The organism is Limnobacter sp. SAORIC-690 (assembly GCF_002954425.1).
Lineage (GTDB): Bacteria > Pseudomonadota > Gammaproteobacteria > Burkholderiales > Burkholderiaceae_B > Limnobacter > Limnobacter profundi.
Genome location: NZ_MQVZ01000001.1, coordinates 360,030 through 384,224 on the forward strand (window position 1 = coordinate 360,030; position 24,195 = coordinate 384,224).

22 protein-coding genes and 2 pseudogenes are annotated in these 24,195 nt (G+C 52.7%); 8 read left to right on the forward strand and 16 right to left on the reverse strand.

Translation table 11 applies throughout. From position 1 onward, the window contains the following. Positions 1-88 precede the first annotated feature (88 nt). Complete coding sequence (locus BSZ31_RS01635; protein ID WP_240605621.1) at positions 89-787, reverse strand: transglycosylase SLT domain-containing protein; 699 nt, start codon at positions 785-787, stop codon at positions 89-91. Next, on the reverse strand, positions 756-2,516 hold the full coding sequence (locus tag BSZ31_RS01640; RefSeq protein WP_105027258.1) for a proline--tRNA ligase: 1,761 nt from the start codon (positions 2,514-2,516) through the stop codon (positions 756-758). Before BSZ31_RS01640 ends, BSZ31_RS01635 begins: the two co-directional genes overlap by 32 nt. Positions 2,517-2,656: 140 nt before the next feature. Between BSZ31_RS01640 and BSZ31_RS01645 the strand changes: the two genes are divergently transcribed. Beyond that, entirely contained in the window at positions 2,657-3,304 is a 648-nt protein-coding gene (locus BSZ31_RS01645; protein WP_105027259.1) for an RNA pyrophosphohydrolase, read from the forward strand. Here BSZ31_RS01645 and BSZ31_RS16660 read toward each other — a convergent pair. The 7 genes and pseudogenes from BSZ31_RS16660 to rplU all read right to left on the reverse strand — a co-directional run bounded on the left by BSZ31_RS16660 (position 3,244) and on the right by rplU (position 8,369). After that, positions 3,244-3,876, reverse strand: a complete 633-nt coding sequence (locus tag BSZ31_RS16660; protein WP_146106553.1) for a hypothetical protein — start codon at positions 3,874-3,876, stop codon at positions 3,244-3,246. The two genes, BSZ31_RS01645 and BSZ31_RS16660, sit on opposite strands and share 61 nt — an antisense overlap. Then, positions 3,873-4,433, reverse strand: a complete 561-nt coding sequence (locus BSZ31_RS01650; RefSeq protein ID WP_105027260.1) for a pesticin C-terminus-like muramidase — start codon at positions 4,431-4,433, stop codon at positions 3,873-3,875. Before BSZ31_RS01650 ends, BSZ31_RS16660 begins: the two co-directional genes overlap by 4 nt. Positions 4,434-4,516: 83 nt before the next feature. After that, positions 4,517-5,374, reverse strand: a complete 858-nt coding sequence (locus BSZ31_RS01655) for an alpha/beta fold hydrolase (protein ID WP_105027261.1) — start codon at positions 5,372-5,374, stop codon at positions 4,517-4,519. 19 nt (positions 5,375-5,393) lie between these two features. Further along, complete coding sequence (gene proB / locus BSZ31_RS01660) at positions 5,394-6,515, reverse strand: glutamate 5-kinase (protein ID WP_105027262.1); 1,122 nt, start codon at positions 6,513-6,515, stop codon at positions 5,394-5,396. A gap of 5 nt (positions 6,516-6,520) precedes the next feature. Beyond that, a pseudogene (gene obgE, locus BSZ31_RS01665) lies at positions 6,521-7,635 on the reverse strand (GTPase ObgE). Between the two features lie 145 nt (positions 7,636-7,780). Continuing rightward, on the reverse strand, positions 7,781-8,041 hold the full coding sequence (gene rpmA / locus BSZ31_RS01670; protein ID WP_105027263.1) for a 50S ribosomal protein L27: 261 nt from the start codon (positions 8,039-8,041) through the stop codon (positions 7,781-7,783). A 16-nt stretch (positions 8,042-8,057) separates the two neighbouring features. After that, positions 8,058-8,369 carry a 50S ribosomal protein L21 gene (gene rplU, locus BSZ31_RS01675; RefSeq protein WP_105027264.1) on the reverse strand — a complete coding sequence of 104 codons (312 nt, stop codon included), beginning with the start codon at positions 8,367-8,369 and terminating at the stop codon, positions 8,058-8,060. 191 nt (positions 8,370-8,560) lie between these two features. Here rplU and BSZ31_RS01680 point away from each other — a divergent pair, with 191 nt between their 5' ends. The 6 genes and pseudogenes from BSZ31_RS01680 (at position 8,561) to zapD (ending at position 14,971) form a co-directional block, all read left to right on the forward strand. Continuing rightward, a complete protein-coding gene (locus BSZ31_RS01680; RefSeq protein WP_105027265.1) occupies positions 8,561-9,553 on the forward strand; it encodes a polyprenyl synthetase family protein in 993 nt (330 codons plus the stop codon). Positions 9,554-9,661: 108 nt separating this feature from the next. Continuing rightward, positions 9,662-11,360: pseudogene (gene pilB, locus BSZ31_RS17715) on the forward strand (type IV-A pilus assembly ATPase PilB). A gap of 20 nt (positions 11,361-11,380) precedes the next feature. Beyond that, positions 11,381-12,619 carry a type II secretion system F family protein gene (locus BSZ31_RS01690; protein ID WP_105027266.1) on the forward strand — a complete coding sequence of 413 codons (1,239 nt, stop codon included), beginning with the start codon at positions 11,381-11,383 and terminating at the stop codon, positions 12,617-12,619. Beyond that, a complete protein-coding gene (locus BSZ31_RS01695) occupies positions 12,616-13,455 on the forward strand; it encodes an A24 family peptidase (RefSeq protein WP_206018523.1) in 840 nt (279 codons plus the stop codon). The genes BSZ31_RS01690 and BSZ31_RS01695 overlap by 4 nt, the downstream gene beginning before the upstream one ends. Positions 13,456-13,462: 7 nt before the next feature. Further along, the gene (coaE, locus tag BSZ31_RS01700; RefSeq protein WP_105027268.1) at positions 13,463-14,089 is read left to right on the forward strand and encodes a dephospho-CoA kinase; all 627 of its coding nucleotides are present in this window, start codon (positions 13,463-13,465) and stop codon (positions 14,087-14,089) included. A gap of 120 nt (positions 14,090-14,209) precedes the next feature. Further along, the gene (zapD, locus tag BSZ31_RS01705) at positions 14,210-14,971 is read left to right on the forward strand and encodes a cell division protein ZapD (protein ID WP_369907277.1); all 762 of its coding nucleotides are present in this window, start codon (positions 14,210-14,212) and stop codon (positions 14,969-14,971) included. A gap of 20 nt (positions 14,972-14,991) precedes the next feature. Here the strand turns inward: zapD and BSZ31_RS01710 are convergent, their stop codons facing one another. From BSZ31_RS01710 to BSZ31_RS01730, 5 genes are all read right to left on the reverse strand, one after another. Continuing rightward, positions 14,992-15,957: a Nudix family hydrolase gene (locus BSZ31_RS01710; protein WP_168426804.1), complete on the reverse strand. Its 966-nt coding sequence runs from the start codon at positions 15,955-15,957 to the stop codon at positions 14,992-14,994. Positions 15,958-15,962: 5 nt separating this feature from the next. Continuing rightward, entirely contained in the window at positions 15,963-16,829 is an 867-nt protein-coding gene (locus tag BSZ31_RS01715; protein ID WP_105027271.1) for an ATP-binding protein, read from the reverse strand. A 12-nt stretch (positions 16,830-16,841) separates the two neighbouring features. After that, the gene (gene argJ / locus BSZ31_RS01720) at positions 16,842-18,071 is read right to left on the reverse strand and encodes a bifunctional glutamate N-acetyltransferase/amino-acid acetyltransferase ArgJ (RefSeq protein WP_105029700.1); all 1,230 of its coding nucleotides are present in this window, start codon (positions 18,069-18,071) and stop codon (positions 16,842-16,844) included. 49 nt (positions 18,072-18,120) lie between these two features. Then, on the reverse strand, positions 18,121-20,880 hold the full coding sequence (gene secA, locus BSZ31_RS01725; RefSeq protein ID WP_105027272.1) for a preprotein translocase subunit SecA: 2,760 nt from the start codon (positions 20,878-20,880) through the stop codon (positions 18,121-18,123). A gap of 100 nt (positions 20,881-20,980) precedes the next feature. After that, positions 20,981-21,847, reverse strand: coding sequence for a M23 family metallopeptidase (locus tag BSZ31_RS01730; RefSeq protein ID WP_168426805.1), 867 nt, complete (start codon positions 21,845-21,847; stop codon positions 20,981-20,983). Between the two features lie 439 nt (positions 21,848-22,286). Here BSZ31_RS01730 and BSZ31_RS16665 point away from each other — a divergent pair, with 439 nt between their 5' ends. Then, positions 22,287-22,478, forward strand: coding sequence for a hypothetical protein (locus BSZ31_RS16665; RefSeq protein WP_146106554.1), 192 nt, complete (start codon positions 22,287-22,289; stop codon positions 22,476-22,478). Positions 22,479-22,543: 65 nt separating this feature from the next. Here BSZ31_RS16665 and lpxC read toward each other — a convergent pair whose 3' ends face one another. Beyond that, positions 22,544-23,464 (reverse strand): UDP-3-O-acyl-N-acetylglucosamine deacetylase, encoded by a 921-nt coding sequence (lpxC, locus tag BSZ31_RS01740; RefSeq protein WP_105027275.1) that lies wholly within the window; start codon positions 23,462-23,464, stop codon positions 22,544-22,546. A 146-nt stretch (positions 23,465-23,610) separates the two neighbouring features. Next, positions 23,611-24,114 (reverse strand): peroxiredoxin, encoded by a 504-nt coding sequence (locus tag BSZ31_RS01745; protein ID WP_105027276.1) that lies wholly within the window; start codon positions 24,112-24,114, stop codon positions 23,611-23,613. Between the last annotated feature and the right edge of the window lie 81 nt (positions 24,115-24,195).

Sequence of the window (24,195 nt, forward strand, 5' to 3'; positions counted from 1 at the left end):
TTCAGCTCCCAAGTCACCGGTCCAGTGCGACACAAACAACCCACGCGAAGTGGGCAATAAATCGAAACGGCGAACCTTCAAGTTCAGCTCAAAAATCACCCGCAATTCGAGGCGCAGGCTTCGGAGGTTCAACATAGCTGTAGCCCCAATTCCGATCCAAACGGTCATACACCAGGTTGGGATAGGTCATTTTTCCAAGGCTGCCGTTGTAACGCCCCAAGGCCCGGTCCAGATTGCCTTTTTCAATGTCGAGGTAATGCCGCAAAATAAGGCAACCATAACGAATATTCACTCGCGGTTCGAACAACTCACGAGAACTTCCCCTCGATAACACATCAGTCCAAAACGGCATCACCTGCATCAAGCCAATGGCCCCGGCATGGCTAACCGCATCGGCTCGAAAGTTACTCTCTACTTCAATCAGGGCGAAAATAATTTGAGGGTCAATGCCAACTCGCTGCGCTTCATAGCGAATAATCTTGATGAGTTCTGTTCGCTCGGTGAAATCGGGAACACGGCGGGCCAAGCGGCGCGACATCTCGGCCATCCAGTCAATTCGATGGCCGACGGAATCAAAAATTGGACGTGGTGCCGCTGGGGCACTCAAGGCGGTGCGAAGCGCCAGGCGAACATGGTCCGCCATGGGTTCGTACTGCTGATTGGCAAAAACTGGCGAACCAACACCAGCGACAGCCAATACAGCCATAGCCAGCGCAAGCGCCCGGCGGGCACTGCAGGCCAACCGGGCAAACGGATTACAAACTGACTTGCCTGCTGGCAAGTTCAACACGCAACTGCTCAAAAATTTCCCCAACTTCGACATCGCGTTTTTCAACCTTGCCATCGCGAGACTGAAACTCCACTTTGCCTTCTTTCAGGCCACGGTCACCCAAGGTAACCCGCAGCGGCACGCCGATCAACTCCCAATCAGCGAACATCACACCTGGCCGCTCATCGCGGTCGTCCAGCATCACATCCACGCCAGCGTCTTTCAGCATCTGATAAAGCTTGTCGGCCTGAGCCTTCACTTCTTCGCTTTTCTTGTAGCCAATCGGGCACAACACCACTTCAAAAGGCGCGATGCTCAATGGCCAAATAATGCCGCGGTCGTCAAAGTTTTGCTCAATGGCTGCACCCAAAATACGGGTAACACCAATGCCATAACAACCCATTTCGATCACTGCGGGCTTGCCGTTTTCATCCAGAAACTTGGCTTGCAGGGCTTCAGAGTATTTGGTGCCCAAATAAAACACATGGCCCACTTCAATGCCACGGCACATGGCCAGTACACCTTTGCCATCCGGCGAGGGATCGCCCTCAACCACATTTCGAATATCAGCCACCTCGGGCTCAGGCAAATCACGGCCCCAATTCACGCCAGCGTAGTGATAGTCTGCGGCGTTGGCACCGCACACAAAATCACCCATGGCGGCGACACTGCGATCAGCCACAACCCGCACCTCGCCTTTCAAGCCAACGGGACCCAAATAACCGGGTTGGGTGCCAAACGCAGCAACAATTTCAGCTTCTGTGGCCAAGCGCAGCTCTTGTACACCGGTCAGCTTGCCAAGCTTGATGTCATTCACTTCATGGTCGCCGCGCACCAGTGCCAATACAATTTGTACCTTCTTGGCCGGCTTGGTTTCATTTTTATCCAGCCACTCGTTGGCAAACACCACGCTCTTCACCGTTGCGGTCAAAGGCAAACCCAACTGCGCTGCAACGGCTTCACAGGTTGAATTACCGGGAGTGTGCACCTTGTCGATTGCCTTGCTGGCGGCTGGGCGCTGCGCGGTGCAAACCGCTTCAGCCAGCTCCACATTGGCGGCATAATCTGAACTTGGACAATACGCAATTGCATCTTCACCCGTGTCGGCAATCACGTGAAACTCATGGCTGCGGTTGCCGCCAATTGAACCGGTGTCGGCATTCACTGCACGAAAGTTCAATCCCAGGCGTGTAAAAATACGGCGGTACGCGTCGTACATGACATCGTAGGTTTTCAGGGCAGCTTCTTGAGTACGGTCGAATGAATACGCGTCTTTCATCACGAATTCGCGGCCGCGCATCACGCCAAAACGTGGGCGAATTTCATCGCGAAACTTGGTTTGAATCTGATACAGGTTCAAGGGCAACTGGCGGTAGCTTTTCACTTCCTTGCGTACCACATCGGTAATCACTTCTTCGTGTGTAGGGCCAATCACGAAATCACGGTCATGACGGTCCTTCAAACGCAGCAGCTCGGGCCCATACTTTTCCCAGCGGCCACTTTCTTGCCAAAGCTCAGCGGGTTGAACAGCGGGCATTAGCAATTCAAGAGCACCCGCGCGGTTCATTTCTTCGCGAACAATATTTTCTACCTTGCGAATGGAGCGCAGCCCCACGGGCATGTAGGTGTAAATGCCACCGGCCAAACGCTTGATCATGCCAGCCCGCATCATCAGTTGATGGCTAATCACTTCAGCGTCAGCAGGGGCTTCTTTCAGGGTATTCAAAAAAAACTGGGTGGCGCGCATTTGCAAAAAACTCGTGAGTAATGAATTGGTTAGAACAGCGATTGTACTTTTATCCGCTCGCAGCGCGGATACCCTAGGTGTACAAACGCAAGCTCGTGCTTATAATGACTCTGAATTGTAAAGAAATCTGCGGGGCGCGTATGCTTGATAAAGAAGGCTACCGTCCCAACGTCGGCATTATTTTGACCAATTCCCGAAAGCAGGTCTTTTGGGGTAAGCGAATTCGTGAACATTCCTGGCAATTTCCGCAGGGCGGGATTAAACATGGCGAATCGCCTGAACAAGCCATGTACCGGGAACTCCACGAAGAAGTTGGCCTGTTGCCAGAACATGTTGAAATTATAGGAAGAACCAGGAATTGGTTGCGGTACACCGTGCCTGATCACTGGATTCGACGGGAATGGCGGGGAAGCTACAAAGGCCAGAAACAAATCTGGTTTTTGCTGAAATTGGTTGGAAGGGATTGTGATGTCAGCCTGCGGGCCACTGAACACCCCGAATTTGATGCCTGGCGTTGGAACGAGTATTGGGTTCCACTTGAAAACGTAATTGATTTCAAACGGGAAGTGTACAAACAAGCATTGGGAGAGTTGGCCAAACTGCTGTTTTCCAGAAATGACCCAAGCGACTGCCAAGGGGAGATCACTGGGAACCCGCCGTTAAAACCGAGGAAACCCAAGAAAAACCTGAGTCGACATAAAAAACGCGAACCACTTGGTTCGCGTTTTTATTGGGTAGCAATCCACATGCTTTTGGACTCGTCGAAAACAAACCACACCGGAACATAAGAGCGATAACTCGCGTCCAATATTTCATCAATCACCCACACCCACATCCTTTTTGGCCTTTCCTTTTCCTGAACAAGCAAAACCGCATTCAGGACAAAATTTCGACCCTCTCCTTGGAAACTACAGGTATTCAATCCCTGTATCGCTTCCTCGCCAAACAATTGGGTCAGCGTGGCGCCATCCGCTTCAATACGTGGTCGAAGAGAATGCCTGAAACTGGTCAAATTTAAGCTTGAACACAAGGACAGGTCTTCATCAAGCGGCTTGCCGTCGGGCTTTGGCGGCCATGTTTCAGCCAGCTTCAATGCATCGCAGATCAAATAATGCGAGCGTGCAGCGTAGTTCGCTGCCGACTCGGCAACACCACCTTCATGTCGGAAATATTGTTCACAGTTGCTTACGGTACTGCCATTGGTCAATTCAAGCAGAGGTCTAGAAATTAATAGCTCCTCGGATGAGTTTTGTACTTTCTCCTGCACATTTGGATCAAGCCAGAAATAATCGTTTTGCGGGGATTCGGCACTTGAACAACCAATAAGCGCAGCAACGAAAGATAGCAGGTAGTTTCTCAAAGTGCCTTCTCCATTAAGTCCGCTTCTTTATTTCTTCTTGTGGGGTATTGATCCTCGAAATTGCGAAGTATTTTGACTGCCAGCTTCCAATCCTGAGCGACGACCGAAGCCCAAAACTTGGGTGCGGATCGGGCCAATTCCAGCCCATGTTGAAAAGATACCGAGGTAATTACAGTTTGAAACTCAGGCTTTAGATCTTCGAATTTCGTGGCACTGCTTGAAATTGCGTTGTTATAACGTTTGGCCAGTTGCGTTAAATAATGGGTTTTAACCACTTGATCAATTTGTAGACATTCGGTCGTAGAGATGCTTAGCGGGCTTTTCTCGAGTTTCCTGGCAGCGTCATGCTTTTTCAGCCCAAGATAAGGTGCCAACTTTTTAAACAAAGAACCCTGAATACCAAGTCGACGTAGATCATCCTCGTTACGTGCGCCCAAATCAAAGCCTGTGGCAACGGTTACTCCGCTTTTACTTTTTTCCAAATCAGGTATGTAGCCGCCGGTTCTGCACCCGCCCTCTAATTTGGAAAGAAATTCGTAATCCGCCTCGTATGACATGGCTACCCCTTAAGAAAAGGCGAAGCGTATCAACAGAGATAATGCAGAGCAAAAACCACTATTTTGGGTTAATCAAAATCGGGCTAGTGCGCAAGCAACGGCTTTAAAACAGTCAACACTTTCGCCGCGTCTTCCAAATGCGGATAGTGCCCCAAACCAGCCAGTCGAATGGTTTGTTTGCTAGGCACCAGTTCCTCGAAGCGCTGCACCATGTGTTCGCCGGAAATGGGATCTTCGACACCGTCGATCAGTGCAAATGGCATGTCGGCTTTCTGCAAGGCTTGCACCCAACGATCGCGGTTTTCTCGCCTCTCACGCATGTACTGAATCAGCAGGTGCATGCACAAGTTTCCTTTTTTGTGGGCCATCAACGTCCACGCCGCATCAATGTCGGCATCGCTCAGCCCTTCCGAGCATACGCTGCGAAGGCTGGCAGCCAACTTTTCCTTTTTCATGAAGCGTGTGAATACAAAGCCCAGAGGACTGAGCAGCAGTTTTTGGACCAGAATGGCGCGGTGTGTTTCTGGAAAAAGCCCGCCGTTGAGCATCACCACGCGCCGCAGGCGAAAACTCAGCTTTCCCTCCGCATGTCGGGCCAATAGCTCTTGCCCCACCGTGTCACCCACGTCATGCGTAATCATCGAGCATTCTTCAACCCCTTTGCTTTTCAGCAAAGCTTCTGCAATGTCGGCCTGATTAAAAATGGAATGCCGCCAGGTGCGCGGCTTGTCAGAATAGCCATAGCCCAGCATGTCGAATGCAATCAGGCGATGAGTTTCGGCCAGTTCAGGCCATAGCAAATGGAAGTCGTAACTGGCGGTGGGAAAACCATGAATGAGCAGCAGAACAGGTTTGTTGGCGGCGGCTGTGTCTTGCACAAATATGGAGTGGCCTTTCCATTCAAATAACTGCCCGCTGTTTTTCCACATCGACAGTTCCATAGGCGCACTCCAATTCGTGTTAGGCCAATACCACCATGTTGTCGCGGTGAATCAGCTCAGGTTCATCCAGATAACCAAGGATGGACTCTATCGCGCTGGTGGGTTGCTTGGCAATTTTTTTGACCTCAGCAGCCGCATAGTTCACCAGGCCACGCGCCACCTCGTCGCCCTCAGGGCTTAAACAGGCGACTACATCACCACGTTGAAAATTGCCTTGACAACCGGTGACACCAATGGGAAGCAGGCTGCCCTTTTTCTTGCGCAAAGCCTCTGCGGCACCCGCATCCAGCAGGAGTGAGCCTTTCAATTTCAAATGGTCGGCCATCCACTGCTTTCGCGCAGCCAGGCGGCCCAGCGGTGCTTTCAGGTAGGTACCCACAGCTTCGCCCTTCATGAGGCGAACGAGCACATTGGGCTCGTGCCCACTGGCAATTACTGTTGCAGCACCACTTCGTGCGGCGCGCTTGGCCGCCAGAATTTTCGTGATCATGCCACCAGTGCCTACACTGCTGCCAGCACCGCCTGCCATTTTTTCAAGCTCTGGGTTGCCCGCGGTTTCTTCGTGGATGAATTTGGCATCCGGGTTTTTGCGGGGGTCGGCGCTGTACAGGCCCACTTGATCGGTCAAAATAACCAAGGTGTCCGCTTCCACCAAGTTGGTGACCAAGGCACCCAAGGTGTCGTTGTCACCAAAGCGAATTTCGTCAGTGACCACGGTGTCGTTTTCATTGATGATGGGCACCACTTTGTGGCCCAACAAGGAATACAGGGTGGAACGTGCATTCAGGTAACGTTCGCGATCCGCCAGATCGGCATGGGTTAGCAGCACCTGCGCGCACACCAGGCCATGTTCAGCAAAGCCTATTTCATAGGCGTGAACCAAACCCATTTGCCCCACCGCAGCAGCGGCTTGAAGCTCATGAATTTCGCGCGGGCGCTTGGCCCATTTCAAGCGTTTCATGCCCTCGGCAATTGCGCCCGAGGACACCAGCACCACCTCGCAGCCCTGATTGGTTAATTCAGCGATTTGCGCTGCCCAGGCGCGTATGGACTCCATGTCCACGCCCTTTCCACCTTTGGTGACCAGGGAGCTGCCCACTTTAACTACTACACGTTGATTTGCCAGAGATTTCTCTGCCACGGAAATTACTCCTGATCGTCGCCAGTTTCTTGAGGATTGATGAGTGTACCTGTGCTTTCGCGAAAGCGAGCGTCAGGCTCGGGCGGAAACTCAACCTGCATTTGCTGCACGAGGTTTTCGTACACCGAACGCATCAAGTTCGCCGTGTTCTCACCAGTCAAACTCGAAATGGGGTGAACCTGGCCCTGCCAACCTGTTTTCTCGCGGTAGCGGGTAACAAAATCGTCGATTTCGCTTTCCTGTCCTCTTCCGCAATCATGTCGATTTTGTTCAACACCAGCCAGCGTGGCTTGGCCCAAAGGTCTTCGTCGTATTTGCGCAATTCCTCCACGATAGCCGCAGCCTCGTACACTGGGTCTACGTTTTCATCGAAAGGGGCCAAGTCGACCAGGTGCAACAGCACACGGGTTCGGCTCAAATGCTTCAAAAACTGGTGGCCCAAGCCTGCACCTTCGGCGGCACCTTCGATCAAACCTGGCACATCGGCGATCACGAAGCTTTGCGCATGCCCAATGCGCACCACACCCAGGTTAGGGTGCAGGGTGGTAAAAGGGTAGTCTGCAATTTTCGGGCGAGCATTTGACACTGCGGCAATCAAGGTCGATTTACCAGCGTTGGGCATGCCCAGCAAACCCACATCGGCCAGCACCTTCAATTCCAGCTTGTAGCGGGCGGACTCACCGTCTTTGCCCTTGGTAAACTGGCGTGGTGCCCGGTTCACACTGCTTTTGAAGTGAATGTTGCCCAAGCCGCCATCGCCGCCCTTGGCAATCAACACTTGCTGACCATGCTCAGTAAGGTCAGCTACAACCAGGCCGGTTTCAGCATTCACAATGGTGGTGCCAACCGGCATTTTCAAAACAATGTCAGGGCCGGCTGCGCCATAACAATCGGAGCCACGGCCATTTTCACCGCCTTTGGCCCGGTGTTGTTTTGAAAAGCGATAGTCAATCAAGGTATTCAGGTTGCGGTCGGCTTCGGCAAACACGCTACCGCCCTTGCCGCCATCGCCGCCATCTGGCCCACCTTTCGGAATGAATTTTTCGCGACGAAAGCTGCCAGAGCCATTACCGCCCTTGCCTGCGAACACCTCAATTGTTGCTTCGTCGATGAATTTCATGCTTGTTCCTGATAACTGCGCCTAACGACCGCGCCCGACAGCTGTGCCGATTTACTTTAAAAACGAATGCACCTGGCCCAAAACGAAAATAGCCCTGCAATGCAGGGCTATTGGACCAAGCACGGTGTGCGGTGCAAACGAAGGATTAACCCTCGCTGACCACGCTCACAGTTTTGCGACGCAAGGCGCCTTTCACTGAGAACTGCACCTGACCGTCTGTCAGTGCAAACAATGTGTGATCTTTGCCCATGCCGACGTTGTCGCCAGCATGAAAACGTGTACCGCGTTGGCGAATGATGATGCCGCCGGCATTGATTGCCTGACCGCCAAACACCTTCACACCCAGTCGCTTGGCTTCTGAGTCACGTCCGTTGCGCGTAGAGCCGCCGCCTTTCTTACTTGCCATGAGTCATTCTCCTCTATCAAGCGTTGATGGCTTGGATCTGGATTTGAGTGAAGTTCTGGCGATGGCCTTGACGCTTTTGATAGTGCTTGCGACGACGCATCTTGAAGATCTTCACTTTGTCGTGACGACCGTGTGCCAAAACAACTGCCTTGACCGAAGCCCCTTGAACCAGTGGAGTACCCACTTTTACGGTGTCACCGCTACCAACGGCAAGCACTTCGTCCAGAGAGATTTCTTGGCCAATGTCAGCAGGTATCTGTTCTACTTTAAGTTTTTCACCAGCGATAACCTTGTATTGTTTACCACCGGTTTTTATGACCGCGTACATAGTTGACCTCTAAACTTTCAATGATATAAACCCGAAAAAATTCGGATAGCCCGCAATTATGCTTGGAAAGTGCAATGTTGTCAAAGCCTTGTGATCATTCATCGTTCATTCTGCTCACGAAACGCGGCTTTTGGCAAACACCCTCAAGTACAATATGCGCAACATAAATCATCCAGACATGCAGTGAACCCATGCCCAGCCCAGCGCCCAGTGTGAAAAGTGTGTTGTCCCCCATCGCGGCCGACATGCAGCAACTTGATCAGGTTATTCGAACAAGTCTGCACTCCGAGGTCAGCCTGATCAACCAGATCAGCGATTACATCATCAACGCAGGTGGAAAACGCCTGCGCCCCGCATTGGTCATTTTGACAGCCCGGGCACTGGGCGCCAACCCGCAACAAATGCAGCAAGCCATTGAATTGGCAGCAATTGTTGAATTCATTCACACGGCCACACTGCTGCACGACGATGTGGTCGATGAATCAGACATGCGCCGAGGGCGCCTGACTGCCAATGCCGAGTACGGAAATTCTGCTGCGGTGCTGGTGGGCGACTTCCTGTACTCCCGCTCGTTTCAGATGATGGTAAAAATTGGCTTGATGGACGTCATGGACGTGCTGTCGGAAGCCACCAACACCATCGCTGAAGGCGAAGTATTGCAGTTGTTGAACTGCAAAGACCCCGATGTCACTGAAGCTCGATACATGCAAGTCATCGACTTCAAAACCGCGAAGCTATTTGAGGCATCGTGCCGTCTGGCGGGCATTGTGACCGGTCAAAGCAAGGAGGCGGTCGCCAACCTGGGTCGATTTGGCGCAGAAGTAGGCAGCGCTTTTCAGCTGATCGACGACGTGCTCGACTACGCAGGAGAAAGTGCTGCTTTGGGCAAAAACGTGGGCGACGACCTTCGTGAAGGCAAACCCACCCTGCCCCTGATTCATGCGATGCAACATGCTGCACCGCAAGTACAAACCCAAATTCGGGACGCAATTGCCAACGGTGGCACTCAGGATGTCAACGCCATCATGGCAAGCATTGAGCAGACCGGCTCGCTGGCCTACACCCGAGACAAGGCACAGGCACTTTCCGAATCGGCCAAAACCCGCCTAGGGACGCTGACCGGCAATCCTTACACCGAAGCACTGGCCATGTTGTGCGATGTTGCGGTGAATCGCAACAGTTGATCTGCATGAAAAACATCCGCCTAGGTGATTGATAAGTACATACTGAATACGCATAGTTGGGCAATACAGCTGTTGATCCAAACCGTTCACTTTCAAGGACCTTGATCTATGAGCATCAGTAGTGCAATTGTCAAAAGCTCGGGGCTTGTGCGGGCACTGACCGCCAAAGGAATTCTGGACAATGCCCAGCTGGAGCAATTGACCGCCGAGGAAGCCCAAGGCCGTTCAGTGGCCGAGTGGATTGTGAACAACGGATTGGTGAGTGCCGAGCTTTTGGCCAGCACCGTTTCGCAGCATTTTGGCTACCCTTTGCTCGACCTCAGCCAGTTTGACGATACCCGCGAAGGCCTTGAGTCAGATTTGATTCAAGCTGAGAAGGGGCTGGAGGCTTTTGTATTGAATCGCCGCCACGGCTCGCTCAGTGTAGCCATGGCCGACCCAACCGACCTGAGTACCATTCAGCAACTGAAATTTCGTACTCAACTGCAGGTGGAGCCTGTCGTGGTTGAATATGACAAGTTACTCAACCGGATAGAGAAAAACGACCCCTCTCAGGGCATGGATGAAAGCCTGCTGACCGAGGTTGAATCAGATGCAGGTAATTCGAACAACGAGGAAGCTTCGCCAGATGTCGACGATGCGCCCATTGTGCGATTCGTTCAGAGAGTGCTCAGTGATGCCCTGAAAAAAAGGTGCCTCCGACATTCACTTTGAACCCTATGAGAAAAGTTACCGGGTTCGATTCCGAATCGACGGCGTGCTTCAGGAAACCTCGCAGCCGCCGCTCGCCGCAAAATCAAAAATTGCGGCGCGAATCAAGATCATGAGCCGCTTGAATACCACCGAAACCCGGGTACCCCAAGACGGCCGCATTCGACTGACCCTGGGGGCCGATGAACGCAAAATCGACTTCCGGGTCAGTACGCTGCCCACCCTGTTTGGTGAGAAAATCGTGATGCGTTTGCTCGACTCCAGCAAATCACTGCTGAAGCTTGAGCAACTCGGTTTTGACAACACCCAGCGTGCGGCTGTTGAAAAAGCCTTGGCGAAACCACACGGCATGATTCTGGTCACTGGCCCCACGGGTAGCGGCAAAACGGTGTCGCTGTATACCTTTCTGCAAATGCTGAACAACGATTCCATCAACATCAGCACTGTCGAAGACCCTGCGGAAATCAACCTGCCGGGAATCAACCAGGTCAACATCAACGAGCGGATCGGCTTGACCTTTGCCAAAGCCCTGCGAGCCCTGCTGCGCCAGGATCCCGACGTCATTATGGTCGGTGAAATCCGCGACCTTGAAACAGCCGATATTTCAATCAAGGCGTCACAAACGGGTCACAAGGTACTGTCCACCTTGCACACCAACGATGCCGTGTCGTCCATCATTCGCTTAAAAAACATGGGCGTTGAAACCTTCAACATCGCCTCCTCTGTCAGCCTGATTATTGCGCAACGGCTGGTGCGAAAACTGTGCAATTGCAAGTCACCGCACCCGCTAGGGCTACAGGCATTAACCACTTCAGGTCTGTTGAAAGAGGTCCCCCAAGAGGATTGGACACCCTTCTGCGCGGTGGGCTGTGAGGCCTGCAATGGCACAGGATACTCAGGTCGCACCGGGATTTATGAAGTGTTACCCGTATCCGAGGCCATGCAGGAACTGATCATTTCGGGTGCATCCGCGCTCGACTTGGAGCGCCTTGCCCGCCAAGAGGGCATTGCCAGCATGAGCGAATCGGGCGTTGCCAAAGTTCGCTTGGGCATCACCAGCATTGAAGAAATTCTGAGCGCGACAAAAGCCGATTAATCTGCCTGCGAGCGCGCGCAATGAATGCAAACCTGAGAGAGAAACCCCCTTCAGGGGAACTGCTGTTTTTGTGGACGGAGAAACCCAAAGGCAAGGCACAAAAGGCACGGTCCGGCGAAATCCGGGCCAGGTCAATCGACCATGCCCGTTACCAGCTCAGCCGACAAGGTGTTAAAGCCAGCTCGCTTCGAAAAGCAAAACCTTACAGCGGCAGCAAAATTCCATTGGTCTTGGTGGCCTCTTTTGTCAGGCAGCTTGCGGTCATGATCCAGTCAGGTGTCCCGCTGGGACAAAGCCTCGGTTTGATTGCAGGCGGCATGACCAGCAAATCCAAACGGACAATTCAAACCGTGGTGAGGGCCATTCGTGCTGATGTGGAAAGTGGTTTGAAACTCAGCGATGCCATGCGCAAACACCCCCGCTGTTTCGACAACCTGTTTTGTAACACCCTGGCTGCCGGCGAAAATGCGGGCGAACTGGACGCCGCACTGGGGCGACTGGCCACCCACATTGAAAAAACGTTGCGAATTCGACAAAAAGTGCGCAAGGCCATGATTTACCCAAGCATTGTGGTGCTCGTGGCCGTTGGCGTTACCGTGGGCATGTTGCTGTTTGTATTGCCCTCGTTCAAGGCTATTTATTCGCAGTTCAAAGCCGAACTGCCTTTGCTCACCACCCTTTTGCTGAAAGCCTCCGATTTTCTTCAAGAGTATGGATTGATTCTGCTTGCTGCATTGGGCTTGGGGGTTTACAGCCTGTTGCAGATGTACCGTCGAAATCAAAAATTCAAAAACTCAATGGACATACTGCTGTTACGCGTACCTTTGATTGGCGACCTGATGAAAACAGCTGTTCATGCCCGTTGGACACGTACTTTCGCAACGTTGAGTGCATCGGGCGTACCCATCACCTCTGCACTGGAATCTGTGGCCAGTGTGTCCCAAATTCGAAGCTTTCAGGAAGCCACGCTTGAAATACGGCAAGCCGTTGCCTCGGGTGGCCGGGTTTCCGATAGCATGGAAAACAGTCGGCTATTCCCACCAGAATCCATCCAGATGATCCGCATTGGAGAGGAGTCGGGCAGGATGGACTCGATGCTTGAACGACTGGCCAACCAATATGAAACCAATCTGGATGACAAAGTGGATACACTGTCCACCGTCATGGAGCCCATGATCATGTGCGTTATTGGCATACTGGTGGGCGTACTGATCGTGGGCATGTACATGCCGATCTTCAATATGGGAGATATTGTTTGACCGCACTGAATAGTATGGATCCCGCCCAATGGCTTGTGCTGAGCGCGCTGCTGGGGCTGTGCATTGGGTCTTTGCTGAATGTGGTGGCCCATCGCTTGCCTATCATGATGCAACGCGCGTGGGATGCCGACCTGGCCGAAGCCCAAGGCCGCGAACCCGAGGAATTTCCGCGCTTTAACCTGTTTCTGCCGGCCTCCCATTGCCCGGCCTGTAAAACGCCTTTGAAAGCCTGGCACAACATTCCCGTGATCTCCTACCTCCTTTTGCGTGGCAAATGTGCGCATTGTTCAAGCCGTATCTCCATGCGCTACCCGCTGGTTGAGCTGCTGTGCGGGGGTCTTTTTCTGGCCATTGCCTTGCTTAACCCGCCCGGTGTTGTGGCTCTGGCCCTGATGGCGTTTGCAGCCAGCTTGTTGGTGCTGGCGCTCATTGACCTTGACACTTACCTGTTGCCCGACAGCATTACCCTTCCTCTGTTGTGGGCTGGTTTGCTGTTTAATCTATTTGCAGAATTTGTGCCGCTGGCCAGTGCTGTCTCCGGTGCGGCCATGGGTTACCTAGTGCTGTGGCTGATTTACCAACTTTTCAAACTGGCCACCGGCAAGGAAGGCATGGGGTACGGCGATTTCAAGCTGCTGGCTGCAATTGGTGCCTGGATGGGTATCACCTCTCTGTTTAGCGTGGTGTTGTTTGCCTCCGTGTCGGGTATTGTGTTCGGCCTGATCATTCAAACCATTCGCGGAAAGAAAAAAACCGATGCCTTTCCCTTTGGCCCGTGCCTGGTCATGGGCGCACTGGCCTGGATGGCGGGCTTCGACCTGACCAAATGGATTTAAACAAGCGATGCACATTGCCTTAAACAAACCCAAGCAACTGGTGGTGGGCCTAACCGGTGGAATTGGATCGGGGAAAACCGCGGTTTCCAACCGGCTTCAAACCTTAGGCGCCACCGTCATTGACACCGACGAAATTGCCCACAGCCTGACAAAGGCAGGGGGGCTTGCCATGCCTGAAATACAAAAGGCGTTTGGTCATGAAGCCCTGCTTCCTGACGGCAGCATGAACCGCGACTACATACGGGCTTTGGTGTTCAAAGAACCTGAACAAAGAATTGCACTGGAAAAAATCCTTCATCCAAAAATTCGTCAGCTTGTTCAGCAGCAACTGGACGCCGGAGCCCCGCTTTACTTTCTGCTGGTAGTGCCTTTGTTGTTTGAAAAGGGCGGCTGGGGTGAACTGATGGATGAAATTATTGTGGTCGATTGCCCGGTAGAACAGCAGGTTCAAAGGGTGATTGAACGCAATGGCTGGCCGGAAACGCAAGTGCGCGCGGTGATACAGAACCAGGCCACGCGAGAGACGCGATTGGAAGGTGCAACGCAGCTGATCCAAAACAATGGCGATCTAGCTGAACTGATTGAAAAAATCGACTTTATGCACCAAAAATTAATAAAAAAAGCGCAAAAATGACCTTGCTATTTGCATGAAAACCACAGGTGCGCCACAATCACACCTGATGTTCCTTTTAATTGCGATGGCTCGGTGACTCAAGTTACAGACGAACAACAGACCACCAATCCGGTCACTCAAATCACCACATACGAGTTTCCACTCAACGAGAGAATTCGTACCCTGTTGCGCCTTGAAGATTTATTCGCCAAATTCGGCTTCTTCATGTCGCAAGACCATCGACTGGACCATCACACCGCCCTGCTTACCCTGTTTGAAATCATCGAAGTCGGCTCAAGAGCTGATCTTAAAAGTGATCTGCTCCAGGAACTCGACCGGCAGCGCGCATCGCTGGTTCAATTTCGCGGTCACCCGGGCGTCGATCGCCACATGCTCGAAGAAACGCTGGCCAGCATTGATTCCACCGCCACGCAACTGAATCAATGCAACGGTCGATTGGGCTACCATCTGCGCGACAATGAATTCCTGATGATTATTCGCAGCCGCTGCACCATTCCAGGCGGCGTTTGTGAATTTGATTTGCCCGGCTACCACCGCTGGCAATCCCGTTCAGCCCAGGCACGTCGTGTCGACATTGAGGCCTGGTTTGAACCCATGCGGCCCTTGGCCAAAGCCATTGAATTGGTACTGAAAATTTTGCGCCACAGTGGCGAAATGAGCATGGTGACTGCCGAGCAAGGCAACTACACCCAGCAAATGAGCGGCAAAACATTTCAGTTGTTGCGGGTTGATTTGCCAAGCGATCTGGAAGTAGTGCCTGAATTCAGCGCCAACAAGTACATGTTGTGGATTCGATTCAACATTCCAAATGCCAACGGTGTCAGTAAAAACAACCCCTACCTGGAACCTATTGAGTTCAAGATCAGACTGTGTAACCTGTAACTTGCCATTTGCAATGTTGCTCAGCCAAGCCCGAACTGGCTAAGCATGGCAATTCCATGGGCACCATGCAAATGAGCGTCCCGAATATCTTCGGCAGCCAAGCCACCGATCGCGAACACTGGCAAACGCGCACCTTGTGCTGATTCAAGAAACTTCTCCCAACCCAAACCCGGTTGCCCAGGATGCGAGGGAGTTGGTTTCACCGCACCCAACACGGCATAAGTCAAGCTGCGATCAAAAGCAATTCTCAAGCTGTCAGTATCGTGTACAGAAGCACCAGCACACTGCAAATCCTGAAACTGACCCGACAGCAAATGCGCTTGCGTCAAATGCAGCGGACATGGCAAAGCGTCTAGATGCTCACGCAGGTTTAGCCAGGTATCCGAATTCAATAACATCGCCTGCCCGGTTTTCTGGCACAAACCATAACAGTGCTCGAAGGCCTGAATCAAGGCATTGCCGCTCAGGGCCTTTTCGCGAAACTGGATATAAATCGGCGTCTTGATGTTGCTCAATCCCCTCTCAAGTCGCTGGGCACAGGCCTCAAACCCGGCCTCGTAGTTGCTTAGTGCCATCACCGTGGGCTGGGCCAATTTGGGCAGCAAGGGTTCAGTGGCTGGCAGAATCGGAGACAGGTCTGAGCTGTCAAGGCTGGCCCATGTGAAGCGCTGGTTCTCCAGCGACTTGGGGCTGCCTTCAAAACGCCACACACGGTACAGGTGCAAACGCACGTTGGCATGCTCATAGTCGTGTTCTATGCGGAACCAAGGGCCACCTTCAAGGGCAGTGATGTCGAGTTCTTCTTTCAGTTCACGCACCAAGGCCTGCCAAACTGTTTCGTCTGGCTCTACCTTGCCACCTGGAAACTCCCAGTAACCGGCATAAGGTTTACCTTCTGGCCGACAACCCCACAGCACCTGGCCGCCGGCATTGAATACCACAGCCACTGCCACATCAATTCGGGGTTTTACAGGGTAAGTTGTCACTCGGCTTATAAACCTTTTGAGCCGGCCCAATGCTTGGCAAACTGATAGGCCAGGCGGCCACTGCGGCTACCGCGCTCAATGGTCCATCGAAGTGCGATGTGGCGAGCCTCATCAGTGTAAGGCATGTTGAAATGCTCCAGCCACACCTGCACAGCGGCCAGGTACTCATCCTGATTGAATGCATGAAAAGATACCCACACACCGAATCGGTCTGACAGCGATACCTTTTCTTCAATGCCTTCGGCGGGACGAATTTCGCCATTGTCCATGTGCTGGGTTTGAAGGTTGTCTTTCATCATTTGCGGCAGCAAATGGCGGCGGTTTGATGTGGCGTAAATCAACACGTTGTCCGATGTGCCCGCAATAGAGCCATCCAATACACTTTTCAATGCCTTGTAGCCAGCCTCGCCTTCCTCAAAAGACAGATCGTCACAAAACACAACAAAACGTTCAGGTCTGCCGTTGACCAGGTCAACCACATCTTGCAAAAACAGCAGGTCTGTTTTGTCAACCTCGATCAGGCGCAAACCCTGGGGCGCGTAGCGGCTCAACATGGCACGCACCAAGCTTGACTTGCCGGTGCCACGCGCACCTGTGAGCAACACGTTGTTGGCGGGCAAACCTTTCACGAACTGGTGGGTGTTCTGGTCCACCTTCTCAAGTTGGGGGCCAATGTTTTTCAGCACAGCCGCATCCAGCGACTCGACTGTTTTTACTGGTTCAAGGCGCAATTGGCCCGCCCTGTGATGCAGGCGAAAAGCAGTGGAGGCATTCCAGTTCGTGGGGGCTTTCATCACCCCCTGCTCCAAGGCTTGGGCGATACGGCCAAGCTGCTCGAGAATCGCTTTGGTGTCGTTGTGTTGGGTGCTCATCGCGCAGCCGTGTTAACTGCGGTAGTCCGCATTGATGGTGACGTACTCATGCGAAAAGTCTGTGGTCCACACGGTGGTGCTGGCGTTGCCACGCCCCAATTGAACGCGCACGGTAATTTCGGCGTCGTTCATCACGGCCTGGCCTTGCTCTTCCCGATAATCGGGGTGGCGGCCGCCATTTTGGGCCACATAGACATCGCCCAGATACAGTTGAATTTTGGTTTGGTCGAGGTCATCAATGCCGGCATAACCCACAGCCGCCAAAATACGGCCCAGGTTGGGGTCTGACGCGAAAAACGCAGTTTTCACCAAAGGAGAATGGCCAATGGCGTAAGCCACTTTCAGCGCCTCTTCTTCACTGCCGGCCTGCTCAACTTTCACAGTGATGAATTTGGTGGCACCCTCGCCATCGCGAACAATTGCCTGGGCCAGCTTGATCGACTCGGCCTTCAGTGCCTCGAATACGGCTGCAGCTTCTGGCTCATTGCCGGTTTCAATATTCACAGCCTTGCTTTTGCCTGTGGCGATCACCACAAAGCTGTCATTCGTCGATGTATCGCCATCAATGGTGATTCGATTGAATGAGGCATCCGCCATGGCTGTAGTCCACTTTTCCAACACAGGCTGTGCAATGGCTGCATCGGTGGCCAGGTAACCCAGCATGGTGGCCATATTGGGGCGAATCATGCCTGCACCCTTTGAAACCCCTGTGATTGCAATTTCACCTGCACCCACTTTCAGCTTGCGGCTGCTGGCTTTGGGCAAGGTGTCGGTGGTCATGATTGAGGTGGCGGCATCCAGCCAATCGGCTTTGCCCAAACCTGCAACCGCCTGATCAATGCCCAACAACAGGCGATCCATGGGCAGGTTTTCAAGAATGACGCCAGTTGAAAACACCAGCACTTGCTCAGGCTGAACACCCAGCAACTCGGCCACTTTGGCCGTGGTTGCACGTGCATCAGACAAACCACGTTCGCCCGTGCCCGCATTGGCGCAACCGGTGTTCACCACCAGGGCACGAATACCCTTGCCTGCTTTCAAATGGGCTTGGCATACCTGAACCGGGGCGGCACAAAAGCGGTTTTTCGTAAACACACCCGCCACACTGCTGCCCTCTGCCACACGCACCACCAAGACATCCTTTCGGTTGGGTTTGCGAATTTGGGCCATGGCATAACCCATGTCCAAACCGGCGACTGGAAACAAGGAATCAGCAGCAGGTACATTCAAATTCACAGGCATGGCAATCAACTCCTCGGCTTGCGCGTTTCGCGCGACTATTTCAATATTTTCAGGAAATTTTTCCGTGGCACTGCTTGTACTTCTTGCCGGAACCACAGGGGCAAGGATCGTTACGACCCACCTTTTCACTCACGCGGCGAGGAACGTTGGCTGGCGCAGCGGAACGCTCTGCTTCAGCAGACTGGTCCCCGTCACCACTGGCATCCGGGTGCTGGTACTGCATATTGTCCAAATGCGCAGCAGCTTCTTGCTCCAGCTGTTGCTCCGCTTGCTGCACTTGCTCCGCAGATTGAACTCGCACCGTCAACAAGACTTTGGCCACCTCGTCGCGCACTCGGTTCAGCAAGGCACCAAACAACTCAAAGGCTTCGCGCTTGTATTCCTGCTTGGGGTTTTTCTGGGCATAACCGCGCAAGTGAATGCCTTGGCGCAGGTAATCCAGTGCAGCCAGGTGTTCACGCCAGTGCGTGTCAATGCTTTGCAAAAGCAATGTTTTTTCAAACTTGGCGAAGGAATCCACACCGACCAATTGAACCTTGGCTTCGTAGATTTCGTCGGCCATTTGAAGAATGCGCTTCAGGAAATCTTCGTCCGAGCTTTTGGCATCCTCTTCCAGCCATTGGCGCAAAGTGGCCTCAAGCTGGTACTCATTGCGCAATACGGTTTCCAAACCTTCCAGATCCCATTGCTCTTCAACGGACTCCTCAGGAATGTACTCACGGAACACAGCCTCCAGCGCGCCATGCCGCAAGTTGCCAATGGTTTCGCGAATTTCGGCTGATTCCAGAATTTCATTGCGCTGCGCGTAAATGATTTTGCGTTGCTCGTTGGACACATCATCGTATTCCAGCAATTGCTTGCGAATGTCGAAGTTGCGACCTTCCACTTTGCGCTGGGCAGACTCAATTGAGCGGGACACAATACCTGCCTCAATGGCCTCGCCTTCAGGCAATTTCAAGCGCTCCATGATTGCGCGCACGCGGTCACCTGCAAAAATGCGCAGCAACTGGTCTTCCATCGACAGGTAAAAACGCGAGGAACCCGCATCACCCTGACGACCGGCGCGGCCACGCAGCTGGTTGTCGATACGCCGGCTTTCATGGCGCTCGCAACCAATGATGTGCAAACCGCCAGAATTCAGCACCGCTTCATTGCGCAGCTTCCATTCTGCGCGCGCTTTCTCGATCAGGGCAGGCTTGGCTGCTTCATCAATTTCAGCATTGTTTTCAATGCCGGCCAGCTCCCGCTCCAGGTTGCCACCCAACACAATGTCGGTTCCCCGGCCTGCCATATTGGTCGCAATGGTAATGGCTTTCGGGCGCCCAGCCTGGGCCACAATCTCAGCCTCTCGCTCGTGCTGCTTGGCGTTGAGCACGTTGTGAGGCAGCTTCTCTTTTTCAAGGAAACTGGCGATTAATTCGGAATTCTCAATCGAGGTGGTACCCACCAGCACAGGTTGGCCACGCTCGTAACAGTCCTTGATGTCTTCAAGAATGGCGTTGTATTTCTCACGCGCGCTTTTGTAAATTTTATCCTGTGCATCTTTACGCTGAATTGGTCGATGCGTTGGGATAATCACGGTTTCCAGACCATAAATGGACTGGAATTCAAAAGCTTCCGTGTCGGCTGTGCCGGTCATGCCCGACAGCTTCTTGTACATCCTGAAATAATTCTGGAAGGTGATGGAGGCCAGTGTCTGGTTTTCGGCCTGAATACGAACACCTTCCTTGGCTTCCACGGCCTGATGCAAACCATCCGACCAGCGGCGACCCGGCATCAAGCGGCCCGTGAATTCATCCACGATAATCACTTCACCGTTTTGAACCACGTAGTGCTGGTCTTTGTGAAACAGATTGTGGGCGCGCAAGGCGGCCATCACATGGTGCATCAGGGAAATATTGGCTGCATCATAGAGACTGGCGCCTTCCGGCAGCAATCCCATTTGGCTGAGGATCTGTTCGGCTTTTTCATGGCCGGCTTCACTCATCTGGATTTGGTGGCCCTTCTCGTCCACGTAAAAGTCGCCGGGCACCTCTTCCTCGCCGGGCTTTTGCTCGCTTTGCATTCGAACCAGCTGCTTGGGCAGGCTGTCCAGTTTGCGATACATCTCAGTGTGATCGTCAGCCTGACCGGAGATGATCAAGGGCGTGCGCGCCTCGTCGATCAAAATCGAATCCACCTCGTCGACGATCGCGTAATTCAGACCACGCTGAACACGCTCGCCCACGCTGTACACCATGTTGTCGCGCAGGTAGTCAAAACCGAATTCATTGTTGGTGCCGTAGGTGATATCAGATGCATAAGCAGCCTGCTTCTGGTCGTGTGGCATGCGGGACAGGTTACAACCCACAGTCAAACCCAGAAAGCTGTAGAGCTTGCCCATCCAGGCAGCATCGCGAGAAGCCAGGTAGTCGTTCACGGTAATCACATGAACGCCTTTTCCTTCCAGTGCATTCAGGTAGGCGGGCAAGGTGGCCACCAGTGTTTTACCTTCACCTGTGCGCATTTCTGAAATTTTGCCCTGATGCAGGGCCATACCGCCGATCAGCTGCACATCAAAGTGCCGCATGCCAAACACCCGCACGCTGGCCTCTCGAACCACGGCAAAGGCCTCGGGCAGCAAGCTGTCCAGCGAGTCACCTTTGGCTAGGCGCTCTTTGAATTCGGCAGTTTTCGCACGCAAAGCGTCATCGCTCAAGGCCTGAACGGTCGGCTCGAGGGCGTTGATTTGGTTGACGGTTTTACGGTAGGTCTTTAGCAACCGTTCATTGCGGCTGCCAAAAAGCTTTTTCAGAGTGTCTGTGATCATAATGTCGGCTGGTTCGACCCTTGAGGGGCCTGAAAGTCAATCGACCGGGTTTTGGGTCCGATCGATTCCAAAAACAGCCTAGAAGTTTAGCACGCGAAGTCTAGTCCAGCGGGACAGTAGCGCTTTCCGAGAATAAGCCGTTTAAGGCGGCCACAGTTGAAGGGCCAGGACGGGGAAGACCGTTCTTTTCCAGAAACTTGTTGGGGTTTTGTGGCACACCGTCTACGCGCACTTCAAAGTGCAGGTGCGGGCCAGTCGAGCGGCCGGTGCTGCCCACCAGGGCAATTTTTTGACCAAGCCGCACAATGTCGCCGGGTTTAACCAGCAGCTTGGATGCGTGAGCATACCGCGTGGTGGTTTTGTTGTTGTGCTCAATTTCGACCATGTTGCCGTAGCCTGGGTGCCACTTGGCATCCACCACTACACCCGCCGCGGCCGCCAAAATGGGCGTGCCTGTGGGGGCAATGAAGTCAATACCCTCGTGAACAGAACGACGGCCGGTAAATGGATCAATTCGGTTACCGAAATTGCTGACTGCGATGGTGTCTAGAAGGGGAGATTCGTTGGGAACACTGAGAAACTTGACTCGGGCGCTTTGAAGGTCGGTGTCGATGATGCTGAATACATCAGCCTGTCGTTCAATTTGACTGGCCACATCGGAAATGGCCGTTTTGACTTCCCTGTAATTCAGCGATTTTTCGTCTTTTTGTTGTAAACCACCTTGGCCCAGTTGCTCTGTCAGGGTGACTTTGGTGTCAAGCCCATTGGATTTCAACAAACGCACACTCACCGCATCCAGACGGGCCAGCTGCGCACGCATCTCGGCCAGCCGAATGGCCATGGCGTCCAAGGGGCTTCCGGTTTCAGCCACATCGTGGTGCTTGGCCAATTGTTGTGAATAAACAATATCTTGAACGACCGGAATCTTCTCACCATAACGCGCAGCCAAGTATAGGCCGGCTGCCATGAAAGACCCCGCCAACATAACCAGCAAAACAAGCAACAAAGCAACGTGGCTGGTCTTTATACTGAGTACACTGGTGCGAGAAAAAGGACCCCGCATAAGAATTAACTGCATGTATAACCTCCTCAATCCGCGTAGCGAACCGAATTCACCCGTTTTTAACGGGTTTTAGTGAGAACACCCGGTGAAACCAAAGCATTCCGCATTATCTCCCTTGGCAAGCCTGATGCAGGAACCACAAACCAGCTCATTAATCACTCAAGCGGCGCAATCACGTCGGCTTGAGAAGATTATTCACACCTGGCCATCGCTTCGAGGCGTGACCTTTAGTGTTGGACCAATCAAAAAAGACAAACTAAAAATTTTCGTGTCGACCCCGGCGGCGCTGACGCGCCTGAGGCAATCCTTACCCAGCCTGATTCAACATCTGCAGGGTTCGGGCATGAATATAAACGAAATTCAGCTACAAATACAAACCAACCCTTTGACATCGAAGCAGTTGGAGCGTCGCCCAAAAAGGGCTGTTTTCTCGGATGCCGCCCGAAAAGCGTGGCTAGACCTTGAAAACCGGCTGGGAGATTCTCCATTGAAGGAGGCTACCCAAGCCCTGAACAAACACCACAAATTCAAGTAGTTTCTAGAATGTATCCGAAAACCACAAGATTTTGTTGTGTTTAATATTATTTTACAATTGCCCCCTTAGGCAACTGCCCAATCTGCTCTAAATACAGTAGGTGTTTCCCTGACACTTTCGAAAGTCACCACCTCGAAAGCTGAAGCATCTTGAATCAAGGCCCGAATCAGCTGATTGTTCAAACCGTGACCGGAACGATAGGCTTGGTATTCACCAATAATCGGGTGGCCAATGACGTACAAATCGCCAATCGCGTCCAATACCTTGTGTTTCACAAACTCGTCGTCGTAGCGCAATCCGTCTGAGTTCAGAATTCGATACTCATCCATCACAATCGCGTTGTCGAGATTGCCACCCAGCGCCAAGCCTAAATTGCGCAAGGTTTCTACGTCTTGAGTGAAACCAAAGGTGCGCGCACGGGCAATGTCTCGGGTAAAAGATGTGCTGGAGAAGTCGATCTCGACCATTTGCCCGGTCTTGTCAATCGCCGGGTGACCGAAATCAATCTCAAACTTCAAGCGGAAGCCATCGTATGGCTTCAAACTGGCGTATTTCAGGCTGGCGCCCTCACCTTCCCGAACCTCAACCGGCTTTTTAACCCGAATGAATTTCTTCAGCGCAGATTGTTCAACCAAGCCCGCCTGCTGAATGAGAAACACGAATGAGATGGCGCTGCCATCCATGATGGGAACTTCTACTGCGGTCAAATCAATGTAAGCATTATCGACGCCCAACCCGCACAAAGCAGACATCAGGTGTTCGATCGTGGAAACCTTGGCACCATCTTTCTCGAGCGTGGACGCCATGCGCGTGTCGCCAATGGCCAAGGCATTCACGGGAAAATCGACCGGCTCTGGCAGGTCGACGCGCCTGAACACAATGCCTGTGTCAGGAGGCGCGGGTCGCAGCGTCATGGTCACCCGCTTGCCGGAATGCAAGCCGATGCCCGTGGCACTCAACACTTGTTTTAGGGTTCTTTGTTTCACACAACGTTCCTTGAATTGTCACCGAAGTGTAACCATCCGGTCAGTTCAACCCAAGATTTTTTATGGAGGTCAAACTCCAATTAGGGTTAAAAAAGGGTAAAAGTGTCGCAAAATTGCACGAATTACCCTGTTTTCTCGGTTATTTTTTAAATTTGGGACAACAGCTTTTCGGCGGTGCTGTTCTCGAAAACACCGGGTGCTTCCACATTGAACTGGGTTACCACACCGTCTTTGACCAGCATCGAATAGCGGTTGGAACGAACGCCCATACCACGAGATGTCAGGTCCAGTTCCATGCCAATTTTCTTGGTGAACTCGGCAGAACCGTCCGCCAGCATACGCACCTTGCCCTCTGCGCCCAAGGACTTGCCCCACATGCCCATCACGAATGCGTCATTCACGGAAATACACCAAATTTCATCGACACCCTTGGCCTTAAACGCATCGAAGTGTGCGATGAATCCTGGAACGTGTTTTGCGGAGCAGGTTGGTGTGTAAGCCCCTGGCAAAGCCAGGATGGCAACCGTTTTACCGGCCAGCTCTTTTTCCACTTCAAATTTGTTGGGCCCCAAAGAGCAACCCTCAGTTTCTTCATGAAAAAACTCAAACACGGTTGCGTTTGGCAACTTGTCACCGATCTTGATTGTCATTTTTATACTTCTCCTAAAACCTCAAAAATACACCACACAAGCGACCCTGGGTAGATCGCGGATTTGCAGTCTTCGGCAAAA

What these genes read in the sequence shown, in the direction of transcription:
- BSZ31_RS01645 (WP_105027259.1), top strand. Translation starts at nt 2,657, where the DNA reads ATGCTTGATAAAGAAGGCTACCGTCCCAACGTCGGCATTATTTTGACC.
- BSZ31_RS01745 (WP_105027276.1), bottom strand. Translation starts at nt 24,114, where the DNA reads ATGACAATCAAGATCGGTGACAAGTTGCCAAACGCAACCGTGTTTGAG.
- BSZ31_RS01730 (WP_168426805.1), bottom strand. Translation starts at nt 21,847, where the DNA reads ATGGCAGCCGGCCTATACTTGGCTGCGCGTTATGGTGAGAAGATTCCG.
- rplU (WP_105027264.1), bottom strand. Translation starts at nt 8,369, where the DNA reads ATGTACGCGGTCATAAAAACCGGTGGTAAACAATACAAGGTTATCGCT.
- BSZ31_RS01655 (WP_105027261.1), bottom strand. Translation starts at nt 5,374, where the DNA reads ATGGAACTGTCGATGTGGAAAAACAGCGGGCAGTTATTTGAATGGAAA.
- coaE (WP_105027268.1), top strand. Translation starts at nt 13,463, where the DNA reads ATGCACATTGCCTTAAACAAACCCAAGCAACTGGTGGTGGGCCTAACC.
- BSZ31_RS01690 (WP_105027266.1), top strand. Translation starts at nt 11,381, where the DNA reads ATGAATGCAAACCTGAGAGAGAAACCCCCTTCAGGGGAACTGCTGTTT.
- secA (WP_105027272.1), bottom strand. Translation starts at nt 20,880, where the DNA reads ATGATCACAGACACTCTGAAAAAGCTTTTTGGCAGCCGCAATGAACGG.
- argJ (WP_105029700.1), bottom strand. Translation starts at nt 18,071, where the DNA reads ATGCCTGTGAATTTGAATGTACCTGCTGCTGATTCCTTGTTTCCAGTC.
- BSZ31_RS01715 (WP_105027271.1), bottom strand. Translation starts at nt 16,829, where the DNA reads ATGAGCACCCAACACAACGACACCAAAGCGATTCTCGAGCAGCTTGGC.
- BSZ31_RS16665 (WP_146106554.1), top strand. Translation starts at nt 22,287, where the DNA reads ATGAATATAAACGAAATTCAGCTACAAATACAAACCAACCCTTTGACA.
- BSZ31_RS01680 (WP_105027265.1), top strand. Translation starts at nt 8,561, where the DNA reads ATGCCCAGCCCAGCGCCCAGTGTGAAAAGTGTGTTGTCCCCCATCGCG.
- BSZ31_RS01650 (WP_105027260.1), bottom strand. Translation starts at nt 4,433, where the DNA reads ATGTCATACGAGGCGGATTACGAATTTCTTTCCAAATTAGAGGGCGGG.
- rpmA (WP_105027263.1), bottom strand. Translation starts at nt 8,041, where the DNA reads ATGGCAAGTAAGAAAGGCGGCGGCTCTACGCGCAACGGACGTGACTCA.
- BSZ31_RS01640 (WP_105027258.1), bottom strand. Translation starts at nt 2,516, where the DNA reads ATGCGCGCCACCCAGTTTTTTTTGAATACCCTGAAAGAAGCCCCTGCT.